Source organism: Allobosea sp. RAF48, from assembly GCF_052114025.1.
Taxonomy (GTDB): domain Bacteria; phylum Pseudomonadota; class Alphaproteobacteria; order Rhizobiales; family Beijerinckiaceae; genus Allobosea.
On sequence record NZ_JBFRDZ010000017.1, the window covers coordinates 90,777 to 104,163 of the forward strand.

The 13,387-nt window shown below is 61.5% G+C and carries 14 protein-coding genes and 2 pseudogenes; 3 read left to right on the forward strand and 13 right to left on the reverse strand.

All coding sequences use genetic code 11. The features are described 5' to 3' along the window. Positions 1–198: 198 nt before the first annotated feature. Together AB4Z10_RS25520 and AB4Z10_RS25525 are read right to left on the reverse strand one after the other, a co-directional pair. Positions 199–534 (reverse strand): type II toxin-antitoxin system HicB family antitoxin, encoded by a 336-nt coding sequence (locus AB4Z10_RS25520; RefSeq protein ID WP_441473204.1) that lies wholly within the window; start codon positions 532–534, stop codon positions 199–201. After that, on the reverse strand, positions 531–737 hold the full coding sequence (locus AB4Z10_RS25525; protein ID WP_441473205.1) for a type II toxin-antitoxin system HicA family toxin: 207 nt from the start codon (positions 735–737) through the stop codon (positions 531–533). The genes AB4Z10_RS25520 and AB4Z10_RS25525 overlap by 4 nt, the downstream gene beginning before the upstream one ends. Before the next feature lie 150 nt (positions 738–887). Here AB4Z10_RS25525 and AB4Z10_RS25530 point away from each other — a divergent pair. Continuing rightward, positions 888–986: pseudogene (locus tag AB4Z10_RS25530) on the forward strand (IS6 family transposase); the annotation flags it as partial. Between the two features lie 198 nt (positions 987–1,184). On the opposite strand, the gene phnE (AB4Z10_RS25535) reads toward AB4Z10_RS25530, so the two are convergent. From phnE (AB4Z10_RS25535) to AB4Z10_RS25575, 9 genes are all read right to left on the reverse strand, one after another. Then, positions 1,185–2,009: a phosphonate ABC transporter, permease protein PhnE gene (phnE, locus tag AB4Z10_RS25535; RefSeq protein ID WP_441473206.1), complete on the reverse strand. Its 825-nt coding sequence runs from the start codon at positions 2,007–2,009 to the stop codon at positions 1,185–1,187. Further along, positions 2,006–2,803 carry a phosphonate ABC transporter, permease protein PhnE gene (phnE, locus tag AB4Z10_RS25540; RefSeq protein WP_441473207.1) on the reverse strand — a complete coding sequence of 266 codons (798 nt, stop codon included), beginning with the start codon at positions 2,801–2,803 and terminating at the stop codon, positions 2,006–2,008. The genes phnE (AB4Z10_RS25535) and phnE (AB4Z10_RS25540) overlap by 4 nt, the downstream gene beginning before the upstream one ends. Then, complete coding sequence (gene phnC, locus AB4Z10_RS25545; protein ID WP_441473208.1) at positions 2,800–3,582, reverse strand: phosphonate ABC transporter ATP-binding protein; 783 nt, start codon at positions 3,580–3,582, stop codon at positions 2,800–2,802. Before phnC ends, phnE (AB4Z10_RS25540) begins: the two co-directional genes overlap by 4 nt. A gap of 69 nt (positions 3,583–3,651) precedes the next feature. Continuing rightward, positions 3,652–4,662, reverse strand: a complete 1,011-nt coding sequence (phnD, locus tag AB4Z10_RS25550; protein WP_441473221.1) for a phosphate/phosphite/phosphonate ABC transporter substrate-binding protein — start codon at positions 4,660–4,662, stop codon at positions 3,652–3,654. Between the two features lie 208 nt (positions 4,663–4,870). Then, positions 4,871–5,851 (reverse strand): carbohydrate kinase family protein, encoded by a 981-nt coding sequence (locus AB4Z10_RS25555; protein WP_441473209.1) that lies wholly within the window; start codon positions 5,849–5,851, stop codon positions 4,871–4,873. Next, positions 5,848–6,690, reverse strand: coding sequence for a carbohydrate ABC transporter permease (locus tag AB4Z10_RS25560; protein ID WP_441473210.1), 843 nt, complete (start codon positions 6,688–6,690; stop codon positions 5,848–5,850). The genes AB4Z10_RS25555 and AB4Z10_RS25560 overlap by 4 nt, the downstream gene beginning before the upstream one ends. Beyond that, positions 6,687–7,496 carry a carbohydrate ABC transporter permease gene (locus tag AB4Z10_RS25565; protein ID WP_441473222.1) on the reverse strand — a complete coding sequence of 270 codons (810 nt, stop codon included), beginning with the start codon at positions 7,494–7,496 and terminating at the stop codon, positions 6,687–6,689. The genes AB4Z10_RS25560 and AB4Z10_RS25565 overlap by 4 nt, the downstream gene beginning before the upstream one ends. 164 nt (positions 7,497–7,660) lie before the next feature. Continuing rightward, positions 7,661–8,905, reverse strand: a complete 1,245-nt coding sequence (locus tag AB4Z10_RS25570) for an ABC transporter substrate-binding protein (RefSeq protein ID WP_441473211.1) — start codon at positions 8,903–8,905, stop codon at positions 7,661–7,663. 97 nt (positions 8,906–9,002) lie between these two features. Beyond that, a complete protein-coding gene (locus AB4Z10_RS25575; protein WP_441473212.1) occupies positions 9,003–10,079 on the reverse strand; it encodes an ABC transporter ATP-binding protein in 1,077 nt (358 codons plus the stop codon). A 145-nt stretch (positions 10,080–10,224) separates the two neighbouring features. On the opposite strand from AB4Z10_RS25575, the gene AB4Z10_RS25580 reads away from it, so the two are divergent. After that, positions 10,225–11,070, forward strand: coding sequence for a metallophosphoesterase family protein (locus AB4Z10_RS25580; protein WP_441473213.1), 846 nt, complete (start codon positions 10,225–10,227; stop codon positions 11,068–11,070). Between the two features lie 39 nt (positions 11,071–11,109). On the opposite strand, the gene surE is transcribed toward AB4Z10_RS25580, so the two are convergent. Then, on the reverse strand, positions 11,110–11,865 hold the full coding sequence (surE, locus tag AB4Z10_RS25585; RefSeq protein WP_441473214.1) for a 5'/3'-nucleotidase SurE: 756 nt from the start codon (positions 11,863–11,865) through the stop codon (positions 11,110–11,112). A 227-nt stretch (positions 11,866–12,092) separates the two neighbouring features. On the opposite strand from surE, the gene AB4Z10_RS25590 reads away from it, so the two are divergent. Beyond that, a complete protein-coding gene (locus tag AB4Z10_RS25590) occupies positions 12,093–13,073 on the forward strand; it encodes a sugar-binding transcriptional regulator (RefSeq protein ID WP_441473215.1) in 981 nt (326 codons plus the stop codon). A gap of 17 nt (positions 13,074–13,090) precedes the next feature. On the opposite strand, the pseudogene AB4Z10_RS25595 reads toward AB4Z10_RS25590, so the two are convergent. Beyond that, a pseudogene (locus AB4Z10_RS25595) lies at positions 13,091–13,387 on the reverse strand (dihydrolipoyl dehydrogenase); the annotation flags it as partial.

Below are 13,387 nucleotides of genomic sequence, written 5' to 3' on the forward strand. Positions count from 1 at the left end.
TTGGGCGGCATGACGACGGCTGCGAGCGACAAGATCAGCAAGACGCGGCTCACCGCCTGACGCGGAGGGCCGCCGATGTAGCACTGCCGGGGAGAGGAGGACTTGCTGCCCATCAGACTTACTGAAAATCCGTGGCGATATGAGAAGGACGGCAAGAGCTGGTATGGCGATTGCGATCCGAAGCTCCTGCGGAAGCGATCAGGCGGCCGCCGCTACTTTAATGGTGTCGGACACCCATTCGTTCAAGCTCTTGCCTTCAGCTGCCGCTGCAAAGACCGCCGCTGCGTGATCGCGGGGCTCGAGGCGCACATTGAACTTCCCGGAGAAGCTCCGATGAGGCTCGATGTTCTTCTCCCGGCACATATCCAGGAACACGGCAAGAGACTTGCGGCCCTCCTCGATAAGAGACTGGACGCTCTCGGCGTAAAAGTCGGCGCTACCATTCAAGCCGATGAACTCGCCACGAAACATCCCGATCTCAGGGTCGAACGCCAGAACAGCTTTCTCGGTGTCGATCTCGATAATATTCTTCATGGTTTCACTCCGTTCTCTTCAAGCCATTTGCGGATGCTGGCTACCGGGCCCTTGTCAGTATCCGGCGAGGGGTGCGGGCGATGAAAAACGCGCACCTCTTTGAAGAGGAAGACACCGACCCGAGAACCTTCCCGTTCGCTGACCTCAGCGCCAAGCGCGATGAATAGCGCTTCGATATCGGCCCATCGGATCGAGCCGTTCACGGGCCGAACGAAGATCAGCCTCAGCGTGGCTTCGTGGCGCTTCTTCGTGTGAATTCGGTACCGAAATATAGTACCATTGTCAAGCCCAGCTTGCGCGAGGGCATTGTCAGGTTAACTTCAGCCTGGCGCCAGCGGAGTAGATGGGTTCGCATGAGCCTGCCCTGCGTCAGCTCCAAGCGCCATCCTTTCCCGCCTGCGATCATCGCCCATGCGGTGTGGCTGTACTTCCGCTTCCCGCTGAGCCTTCGACTGTCATCGGCGCAAAGCCGCAAAGGCGTTCGCACATGGAATAAACCGGAACGGAAGGTGAAGCTCAGCTTCAGCTCCCTTCAAATCCTGCCCTAGCTTGTCCGACCATCTCGGCAAAGCGGCCTCATACTGAGGAAAGCAACACTGCATTCGATGGGCCCGAACCTATAGCGGATGCACATAGCGATAAGGCCTTCTCTATATAATTCGCTTCCTGATCACGGTCGTGGCAGCTTCGACAACAATGACGATGGCCAGGATGATCGCCAGAATGAGGCCAGCCTGATCCCAGTAGAGGTTCGATAGCGCGGCATCGAGCGCGACGCCGATCCCGCCCGCGCCGACGAGTCCAAGCACCGATGACTCGCGCAGGTTGATGTCCCATCGCAGGAGGGCGACCGACCAGAAGCCCGGCTCCACCTGTGGCCAATAGCCCTTCAGCAGCAGATGGGGCCAGGGCGCACCGAGCGCGGTCAGCGCCTCGATCGGTCCCGGACGCGCCTCCTCCAGCGCTTCCGAGAGCAGCTTGCCGACGAAGCCGACGGAGCGACAGGCGATGGCGAGCGTACCCGCGAGGGCGCCCGGCCCGAAGACCGCGACGAACAGCAAGGCCCAGATCAGCGAGTTCACCGAACGCGAGGCGACGAAGACGAAGCGCGCGGCCCCGTTGAGCAACGGATTACACGTCACATTGCGCGCGCCCAGGATGGCGACCGGCACGGCGAAGGCCAGCGACAGCAAGGTGCCGAGCGTCGCGATGTGAAATGTCTCGATCAGCGCCGCATGGATGGCCTTGGGATAGTAGCTCCAGTCGAATGGCCACATTCGCCGGAACAGATCGAGAGTCTGCTCGGGCGCGTCATAGAGAAATTCCGGAATGATCTCGATCGTCTTCAGCGACCAGGAAACGGCCACTGCCACGAAGAGATAGGCTCCGAACCGGCCGAGACGCTGCATGGGCGTGAAGCGCGTCCAGCGCGGCGCCGGTGCCGAGCGGGCAGAGCTGGTCGTCGTATGCGTCATTGGAAGAGCCTGCGCAGCCGGCCGGTCAGCGCCTCCGTGGCCAGCACAAGCGCGATGACAGTGATCAGTATGGTCAGCACGAAATCATAGTCGAAGCGCTGATAGGCGGTGAACAGCGGCGCGCCGATGCCGCCGCCGCCGACGATGCCGACCATCGTAGAGTTTCGCAGGTTGGAATCGAACTGATAGGAGCAGAAGCCGATGAAGCGGGCTGCGACCTGGGGCAGTACCGCCATGAGCATGACCCCCATGAACGAGCCGCCGGCGGCGCGGGCTGCCTCGACCGGCTTCATGTCGATTTCCTCGACAGCCTCCCCGAACAGCTTCGAGATGAAGCCCAGCGAGGCGACGATCAGTGCAAGCGTGCCGGCCAGTGCCCCGAACCCCACCGCCTTGACGAAGAGGATTGCGACGACGACCGGATGCAGAGAGCGGCAGAGCGCGATGAAGCCCCGCGCCGTCCAGCTCACCGGCGCCGGCATCAGGTTACGCGCCGCCAGGACGCCGAGCGGCAGCGCGAGAAGCACGCCGAAGAAGGTCGATAGAACCGCGATCTGCATGCTCTCGAGCACGCCGTCCCAAAGCAGCAGCAGCTTGTCCGGCGCCGTCTGCGGCGGGACCATCCGCGACAGGAAGGTCGCTCCGTTGCCGAGCCCGGAGACGAAGCGCGACCATGTCAGGTCGAGTGTCGATGCCGCATAGAGCGCATAAATTAGCAGCAGGAACTTCAACCCGCGCGACCACCAGTCCGCTGGAAATGGGTCGAGGCGCGTAGTCCGCGACACAGCGCTCATTGCAGCCAGCCCTCGCCGCCATAAATGGCAGTCAGATGGCTATCGTCGAGAGCCTCCGGCTTGCCGTCGAAGACGATTGCCCCGCGTGACATGCCGATGATCCGGCTGGCGCAGCGGCGTGCCAGCTCGACATTGTGAATATTGATCACGACCGGGATGCGCTGGCGCTGCGAAAGTTCGCCAAGCAGGTCCATGATCTCAATCGAGGTGCGCGGATCGAGCGACGAGGTCGGCTCGTCGGCGAGGAGGAGACGCGGCTGCTGCATCAGTGCCCGCGCGATCCCGACACGCTGGCGTTGGCCTCCAGAGAGCTGATCCGCCCGCCGCGTCGCAAAATCACTACCGAGCCCGACGGCATCGAGCAGCGCGAAGGCTCGCTCGATCTCCTCAGTCGGGAATTTCCGCAGCCAGACCCGCCAGAAAGGCAGATATCCGAGCCGGCCGCTCAGAATGTTTTCGATGACGGAGAGCCGCTCGACCAGATTGTACTCCTGGAAGATCATGCCGATTTGCCGCCTTGCCAGCCGTAGGGCGGAGCCGGAAATCGCCGCAAGATCGCGGCCCTCGAACCAGATTTCGCCGGACGTCGGATCGACCAGGCGATTGACGCAGCGGATCAGAGTAGACTTGCCGGTTCCCGACGGCCCGATGATGGCGGTGACACCGGAATCTGGAAAGACGAGGCTGACGCCTTTGAGGACGGGCTGCCCCGACCGGTATTCCTTGACGAGATTGCGGATCGCGAGCGGGCCGCCGCTCGAAAACGTCTGTAAATCCATCATCATCCATGCCGCGCCGCAGTGCGGGCGCAAGCGTAGCCTGCGCCCGCGGGCCGGTCCGCCAGAAGCTCAATTCTTGGGTTGCTGGGCCTTCTTGCGCTCAAGCGCCTCGGTCTCGCGCTTGGACTCTGCTTCGTAGCTGCGCTTGTTGAACGGCGTGCCGGACTTGTCGGCGACCTCGCGCACCACTGCCCACTTGTCCTTGTAGGTGATCGGGACGTAGCGGTCCTCGCCGTTGAACTCCTTCTGCTCCTCGGCCGAAAACTTGTAACTGAAGAAGCATTCGCGGACCTTGGCCGCCAGCTCAGGCTTCAGGTCATGCGCGTGCACATAGCCGTTGGTCGGGAAAACCTCGCTGGTATAGATCACGCGGAAATCCTCGCGCTTGATCGTGCCGCGCGCGACCATGCGCTCGAACACGTCGTCGGCGACAGCCGCCATGTCGTAATCGCCGTGGCCGACGCCCAGGATCGACTTGTCGTGACCGCCCGACATCAGGGGCTTGTAGTCCGTATCGGGCGTCAGCCCGAGCGGCGGGAAGAGCACGCGCGGCGCGAGGTTGCCGGAATTGGACGACGGCGAGGTGTGGGCGACTTTTTTGCCCTTCAGGTCACCCATCGCTTTGTAGTCGCTCGACGCCTTGACGAGCGCTACCAGCTTGTACCCGCGCGGGCCGGCTTCCGAACCACCGGCGGCAAAAGGCACCGCCCCTGCCATATTGACCGCGAAAGCGGTTGGACCTGTCGAGAACCCTGCGATGTGGAGGCGGCCGGAACGCATGGCCTCGATCTGGGCCGTGTTCGACTGGACCGAGAAATACATCACCCGGCGACCGATGCAGCTATTCAGGTGGTTGATGAACGGCTTCAGCAGATTGGCGTAGATAGCGGGGTCTTCGATCGGGGTGTAGGCGAAGACGAGCGTGGAAGGGTCCTTGAGCTTAGCCGGGTCGGTCGGCACATCGGCGACCAGATCGCCATTCGCGTCACAGTAGAGATCGTCGAGCTGACCCCGGTTGGAGCAGGCGTCCTGGGCACTGGCACCGCCGAGCGAAATACACGCCCCGGCGAATGCGATCATGATGGCGCGCAGCAATTTAACTCTCCCGATTCCAGCCGCTCTTGTGACGTTCGGGGCAATGGCCCGAATGAGTAGGCGGCTCAATAATCGATCATCTTGCACAGAAGTTCAGCCGTCAACACGAATGATCAAAAAGGCTCCACTGCGCCGCGGGCGTTGTTCGCGAGCCATTTTTCTGCCGGGCGAGTTGCTCGATATCAGAGCAATGCTAGGCGCGCAGCGGGACGGTTGTCATGAAATCCCAGGTATGCTCAAAAGATTGCACGCCGGCCTGTGATCCCAACCCGGTTGCATTGAGTGCCGAGGTCGCTTGGGCGAAGCGCACGGCGGTTTCCGGATCCAGGTTGCGACAGAGCGCGACCGCCATCCCGGCATTGAATGCATCGCCGCAACCGCAAGTGCATTTCACCGGGACATCGAAGGCCGGAACCCGAAACTCCTGTCCGTCTGAATGGTGGTAGGATGCGCCCTCGGCCCCCAGGGTGAAAATGCAGCAACGCGCCCCATAATCGAAAAACTGACGGGCTATCACGGTCGGATCGTTTCCGCCGGTCAACGCCATGGCCTCTTCGATCGAGGGCATGAAATAGTCGGTATAAGGCAGGACACGAGCCACGGCTGGCAGATCGGCCTGCGAACCGGCGAACACGTCGACGGTCGTTATCGCTCCCGCTTGCTTTGCGCGTTGGAGCAGGCGCGCGTTCTGGCTGTGGTCCATCCGGTCCATAAGCCCTACGCCGCCAAGATGAACGATACGCGCCGAACAAACTGCGTCGAGGGCATGATCTTCTACAAAGAAGTCCGCCGTCGCGCCCTTCATGTGCAGGGCCGGTCTGGAACCGTCACGTCGCGTGGTTACGATCGATGACGAGGTTCGGCTGCCGGCGATCTGCTGCATGCGGGAGACATCGATGCCGAACTCGCGCAGGCGTTGAAGCACCCAATGCCCCATGAGATCATCACCGACGCCACCGACCGCCCGGCATGAAAGCCCCATCTTGGCCGCGGCGATAGCAGCCGTTCCGGCCGCGCCGGATACTGCGAGCGTCAGCTCGTCGAGGAAGAACGTTCCCCCGCCGTCAGGGACGCCCTCGAAAGGCCAGCCGAGACAGTCGAACGTGTAAAAGCCGATCGAAGCGTAATCGTACTTCGTTAGGCTGGCTCCGCCGTCTGCAATCGTTGTGCTCATTTGATTCCTGCGCGCATGAAGCTTTGCACGAACTGACGCTGGAAAAGCAGGAAGCCGATCAGCAGCGGCGCGGACGTCATCAGGGCGGCAGCGGAGATGATGCTCCACTGCACGCCTTGGTCCGGGGAGGAGAATATCTGGAGGCCGACCGTCAGCGGTCGGGTCGATACCGAATTGGTGATGACCAGCGGCCAGAGAAGATTGTTCCAGTGATAACTCACCGACACCAGCCCATAGGCCACGTAGATCGGGCGCGAGAGCGGGACATAGACCTTCAACAGCACGGCCAGCGTGCCGGCGCCTTCCACGCGGGCGGCATCGTCGAGTTCTTTGGGAACAGTGAGGAAAGCCTGGCGCAGCAGGAAAATGCCGAAGGCGGACGCGAAATAGGGCAGGCCTATGGCCCAAACCGTATCGACCAGGCCCAGACGAACCATCGTGCGGTAGTTTTCGACCAGAAGCACTTCCGGCATGATCATCAGTTGGATCAAGATCAGCAGAAATACGACCAGCTTTCCGGGGAATTCGTAGCGGGCGAAGGCATAGGCCGCGAGTGTGCAGATGACGAACTGCGATGCCAGGATGACGCTGATCAGTAGAAACGTGTTGAGGAAATAGCGCGCGAACGGAGCGGACTGCCAGGCCTCCGTGAAGTTCGAAAGAGTGAGCGGCGCAAACAGCTCGAAGCGCGCCTCATAGGCTGCCGGATGAAACGCCATCCAGACGGCATAGAACAGCGGCAAGATCCACAGCAGGCCGAGCAAATAGCTGCCGGCGATTTCAATCCACCGGCCGACTGTTGGGAATGATGCCGGCGCGGTGCCTGCTGACGCGCTCATTTGTAATGCACCTTTCGATCGAGGACGCCGAACTGCACGAATGCCAGCGTCGCCAGCAGGCCAAGCAGCACCACAGTCAGCGCGGCCGCGTAGGATGTGTCCCAGAAACGGAATGCGGTGTTGTAGACATAATAGAGGAGGAGCGTGCTGGCGTTGTCGGGGCCGCCCCGGGTCATAACGATCACATGGTCGATCAGCCTGAACGAGTTGATGATCGCGTTGATCAGAACGAAGAGCGTGGTCGGCATCAGCAACGGAAAGGTCACGCGGCGGAAGAAATACCAACGGCTCGCCCCCTCCAAGGCGGCAGCCTCGCGGAGAGTCGGGCTCTGCTGCTGCAGCGCAGCCAGATAGAAGATCATGAAGAAGCCGGCTTCCTTCCAGATCGCGAGCAGCATCAGGCTGCCGAGCACAGTGTCGGCGTCACCCAGCCAGTTGTGTTGGCTGTGGCCGAAGATCGACAAGGCGCGGTCGAACAGTCCGTAACCGGGCGTGTAGAAGAACAGCCAAATGTTGGCGACCGCGATCATCGGCAAGACGGTCGGCAGGAAGAACGACATGCGCAACAGCGCCCGCCCACGGATCGCGGAATTGACGATGAGCGCCATGGCCAACGACAGTGCGATCGACAGCGGCACAGTCCCCAGCGAATAGATCGCGTTATTCTTCAATGCGGCGAGGAAGACCGGATCGGCCAGCATCGCGGCATAGTTGTCGCCGCCGATGAAGCGAGCCGGCCGAGCGCCTCGTGGCGTCGTGTAGAAGCTGTTGATGACGGTCAGAGCCGCGGGAATGTGGGTGAACATCGTCAGCAGGACGACGGCCGGGAGCAACAGCAGCCAGGCGGTGACATAGTTCGACAATCTGGTCACGGGCGTCCCCAGATGGCGGCAGAGCCGCCGTCCATGTTGTGCGGAACGACACCGCGCCGGACGGTCGGCGCGGCGGATTGCTGATAAAGCCGAAGCGCTCAGCGATAGCTGCGAAGTATGCGCTCAGCCTCACGCTGGGCGTTCGCCATCGCCTCGGCGGGTGAACGCGTGCCGGTCATCGCGGCCTCGATGCCGTCGTCGATGGCGCGGGCGACCCGCTGGTTCTCGTGCGTCGAGAGCTCGGGGACCATGAATGGGATCTGCTGACGAGGCACTGCTGCGCCGGGGAAAGTGGCGACGTAATTCTTCATCGCGGGGGTCTCCCACGCGTCATCGCGAGGCGCGATGTAACCGGTCTTTATGCTCCACTCCGCGGCCTGCTCCGCCGAAGTAAGCCATTTTGCGAAGGTGAAGGCGGCCGCCTGCTTGGCGGCATCGGAACTCCTGAAAATGAAGATGTTGCCGCCGCTGGTCGGTGCACCGCGGCGCTTGTTCTCGGGCAGGATCTGAACGCCGAAAGGAAACGGCGCGTTGTTCTTCACATTGGTAAGATTGCCGCTCGTCGTCGTGAACATCGCGGTGCGGCCCTCGAAGAAGTCCTTTGGTGTCGTCGCCCACTCGATCACGCCGGGCTTCATGACCTTGTGCGTACGCGAGAGGTCGACAAGGTATTGTAGCGCGCCGACCACTTCAGGTGAGTCGAAGTGGGTCTTCCGCCCATCCAGGTCGGCGATCTTTCCACCATTCTGAGCGACGTAACCTTGCAGGATCCAGTATGAAGTCAGCGATGTGGGGACCTGCATGCCCCATTGTGTGACGTTACCGTTCCCGTCGCGCTTGGTCAGTTTCTTGGCGAAGGATACGACTTCCTCCCAGTTCTGCGGCCCGATTTCCGGATTTAGCCCTGCTTCCTTGAATGCGTTCTTGTTCCAGAAGAAAACGGTCGTTCCCCTCTGGAACGGGATGCCCCATGTCTTGCCGTCCGAGCGGCTGTTGAGCATGAAGACGTCGGAGAAGCCACCTAGCCAGCTTTTGTCGTCGGCCGTTTTGGCCAGGCTCTCGATCGGAACGATCGCATCCTCGTCGACGAGTGTGTACATGTCGGCCGACAGGACGACAGCCATTTCGGGCGGGGTACCGGATTTCAGGGCGGCCAGCGATTTGGACAGTGTTTCCGGATAGGTTCCCGAATAAACGGCCTTGACCTTTATGTCGGGATGGCTGCTCTCAAAGCGGTTGATCAGGTCGTCGACGACCTTGGTGACTGGACCACCGATGGCAATCGGATAATAGAAGCTGATCTCGACCTTCGCTGCCGCCGCTTGAGCCATGCCAGCCAGCATGCTCGCCGCCAATATGCACCGTCTGGTCCAATTAAACCGTCCGCTCGACATGTCGTCCTCCCTTATTGTGATTATTGGTGTTGTTTCGAGCTCCGCTTCATGCGGCCCGGCCATAGGGCGCCGCAGCCGCATCGATGCGCCGCTCGGTGGTGGCGCAAAAGAGATGAGCGTCCTCTGCTGCCCAACCGAGTGTGATCTCGCGCCCCTTCTCAAAGCGCTGCGCCCCCTCGACACGGACCTGCAGCGCCTGGGATCCTACGCGGCACTCCAGCACGCTGTCGGCACCATGATACTCGGCAACCGCCACCGTAGCGGGCACTCCGCCGGGAACACCGACGCGAATATCCTCGGGGCGCAATCCAAGCAGCATGTCACCGGTCGCGCCCGGAACACCCGCCTGCGCGGGCGATCCCGCGATCGTCGCTCCGGAAGCGCCATGCTCGAGCGCGACAAGGTTCATCGGCGGGGTCCCGATAAAGCGGGCGCAGAATGCGCTGGCCGGCAGATTGTAGAGCTGATCGGGGGGGCTCTTTTGCTCGATCAGTCCTCCACGCATCAACACGACCTGGTCTGCGAGCGTCATCGCCTCGACCTGGTCATGGGTGACGAAGACCATCGTCATTCCCAGTTGCTGCTGGAGGCGGCGTATTTCGCGCCGGGTTTCGAGCCGCAACTGAGCGTCGAGATTCGAGAGCGGCTCGTCCATAAGGCAGACTGACGCTTCGGCGACGACAGCTCGTGCCAGCGCCACTCTCTGCTGCTGGCCGCCCGACAGTTGCGATGGCCGGCGGTCGAGCAATTTGGAGAGGCCGAGCACATCGGTCGCGCGCGACAACCTCCGCTGGCGCTCGGCCGCGGGCACGCGTCGGACCTTGAGACCGAAGACGACGTTCTCGGCGACGCTCAGGTGCGGAAACAGAGCATAGTTCTGGAAGACCATCGCCAGCCCGCGCTCTGCCGGCGGAGCTTGCGTGACGTCCCGGCCGCCGATGCGGATTGTACCCGACGTCGGCTGGTCGAGCCCCGCGATCATCCGCAAGGTGGTGGATTTTCCGCAGCCGGAGGGCCCGAGCAACACGGTCAGCGTGCCGGGCTCGACTGAAAAGCTGATTCCATTGACGGCATTGAAGCCGCCCCAAGCCTTCTTCAGGTCCCGGATTTCGATCCCTGCCATCCGCTCCCCTTTCGGTGTTTGGATCAGCGGCCTGCGCCGTCTCAATCTCGATCCTGTTGCCGACAGTAAATGAACTATTTTTGTGTAGTCAAGACATATGTTCATATTCTAGGATCGGCATCACCTGCCCTGCGCGAGGACGCCCATGCCCCCTTTTCGCATTCTCCAGATCTCCGACACGCATCTTTCGCCCCGCACGGAGCATTTCCGGCTGAACAACGATCTGATGCGAGAGCCACTGCGCCAATGCGACCACGATCTGATCGTGCACACCGGCGACATCACGCTCGATGGCGTGCGTTACGAGGAGGATCACGCCTATTGCCGTGACTTCTTCGGCCAGTTCCCGAAGCAGGTGTGGTTCATCCCGGGCAATCACGATGTCGGAGACAATCCGGCCTTGTCGAAGCCCGAGCAGATGAACGGGAGCGCGATCAACCTCGGCCGGCTCGAGCGTTACAGGCGCTTTTTTGGTCCTGACCGTTGGTCGTTCGACACGCCAGCCTGGCGGGTCATCGCGATCAATTCGATGTTGGTAGGCTCAGGACTGGACGAGGAGCAGGCACAATTCGACTGGATGGACCAGCAGCTTGCTAGCGCCGAAAGCCGGTACATCGCACTTTTTACTCATCAACCGCTTTTCATCGACGAACCGGAGCCGACAGAGCGAACCTACTGGACTGTCGATCCGAGCGGCGGGCGCCGGTTTCGCAGCCTCGTGGAGGATTCCCGGCTCCGGCTCATCGCCAGCGGCCATTTGCACCAGCAGCGCTCCCGCCGGTATGGTGGAATAGCGCTGGAATGGGGGCCTTCAGTCGCCTTCACGACCCGAGAAGCGCTGGTTCCCGAGATGGGCGGATCGCGGCAGGTTGGTCATGCCGAGCATACCCTGCATGACGATGGCCGTATCGAAACGCGGGTGCTGCACATCCCAGGTTCGGTGACTAGTTATCTCGACGATATGATCGAAGAGGTCTACCCGACCCATTGAGGCGGTATGCGGGCAGGCTGCCGGCCTGCCCGCTATAACTCAAGCCGGCTCAGCGGCGATATCCTTCAGCGCGCTGAACGGAACCTCTGCCTGACCCATCCAATTGAAGCAGACGACGGAGGCGATCCCGGAATCGATAAGGTGATTTTCGTCGCCCGGCGTCGAGGCATAATCGCGGTCTGCCAAGGGTTCGATCACGGCGCGATCCTCCGTTTCCCGGTGGATGATCACCTTGTTGGCGACCTTGTCGCGTCCGATCCTCGCCATGCGCATGTGGGCCGGGACCATCCTCGGAAGGTTCACGCTCAGCCAGTGGCCATCGCGCGCCCATTCGGCACGGGCCTCCCAAAAGGCATCGATGCGTTCGGCAAGCCATCCGCTGCCTGCGTCATCGAACTCCAGGCTGTCGCGGGGCCGGGAGAATGCGATGCCGGGGACGCCGCGCAGCGCGGCCTCTCGGGCGACGGCCATCGTGCCGGAATAGGAGACGTCCTCCGCCACGTTGCGTCCCTCGTTGATGCCGGAGAGCACGAGATCGGGAAGCTTCGCATCACGAAAAACCCAGCTCATGGCCGCTATAACGCAGTCCGCCGGAGTTCCCGAACAAGTATAGCGTTGCGGAGCGACACGTTCGATGTCGAAGCCCTTGCGGAAGGTGATGCCATGCGCAAACCCGCTCCGATTTCCGTCCGGAGCAACGACCCAGACATCCTCGCTCAGGCGCCTGGCTGCGCGCTCAAGCTCTGCGAGGCCGTGGGCGCTGATCCCATCGTCGTTCGAGATCAAAATTCGCATGGTCGTCCTTATCCCGCCGCCATCAACTGTAGATGAAGAATGTGCACTTTTATGTCATATATAGTCTATATGTTCAAATAATTTCACGACACGTCGGTTCCGATTTTGCGGGGACGATGCGGATTTCACTTTCCGTTTCGATGCTGTAGAGCCGGTCCAACGTTTCGAAAACGCACGCATTCGTGGTTTCCACGCGATCGATGCGACCGACCAAGATTGGAGGAACGATGGCTAGGAATGTGCCCCCCAAAATCACGAAATTCCAGGCCGACCAGAACGAGCTCAAGCTCAAGGCTGCTTGGCTGTATTTTGTGGAGGGGCACACTCAGGAACAGGTCGCGGAGCGGATCGGCATCAGCAGGATCAAAGTCCTGCGCCTCCTGGCTGCTGCTCGCGAGGATGGCACGGTCAAAATCTCCATCAACTCGCAGGCAGACTCAATCTTTACGCTGCAACGGCAGCTCGAACGGCATCTCAAGCTGAGCGAGGCCGTCGTGGCGCCGGCGAGCGCCCAGAGCGAGGCTAGCATCGCCGCCGTTGTCGGTCATGCGACCGGGCAGTACATCTCCGAACAGCTCTTTGCAGGCGCGACGGTCGGTGTAGGCTGGGGTGCGACCCTCAAGGTCTGTATGCAGGCACTGACTTGGCGGGAAATAGAAGATCTGACTGTGGTGTCCCTGCTTGGCGGGTTGACGAACGCCACCGCCGACAATCCGTCCGCAGTGTCGTGGCGCTTGGCCGATTTCTACAAGACCAAGCTCTATCAGATCGCAGCGCCGGTTTTCCTGCCGCAGGCAGACCTTGCCCGGCAGCTCTGGGCAATACCCGGTTTTCAAGACCTGCGGGAAAGAGCTCGGCGTGTCGATATCGCACTGATCAGCGTTGGCAGCCTGGGCGAGGAGGCGTCGATATTCCGGCGCGGGATTCTGGAAAAGGACGAATTGAAAAGCCTCGCTGCGGCCGGCGCGGTCGGCGACGTGCTCTGTCATTTTGTCGATGCAGACGGGCGTCTGGTCGATCACGCGGTAAACCAGCGTGTGATGGCCGTGAGCCCGGCTGATTTGCATGACGTCGGTAATGTCGTGATCTCATCCGGGGGACAGCACAAGGCAAAGGCGATCCGGGCCGGGATCGCAGCAACCAAAGCGACGGTGCTGATCACCGACACGTCGGCGGCAAAAGCGTTGTTGAAGCTGCCCCCCCTATAAACATTCGCTTCACGGCCTCAGGCGTTCAACACCTTGCCGTAGGCGTCGAGCACGCTCTCCTTCATCACCTCCGACAGGGTCGGATGCGGGAAGATGGTGTGCATCAGCTCTTCCTCGGTCGTCTCGAGGTTCATCGCGACGACGAAGCCCTGGATCAGTTCCGTGACTTCCGGGCCGACCAGATGGGCGCCGAGCAGCTTGCCGGTCTTGGCGTCGAAGATCGTCTTGGCGAGGCCGCTGTCCTCGCCGAGCGCGACCGCCTTGCCGTTGGCGACGAAGTTGAAGCGGCCGACCTTGATCWCATGGCCGGCGGC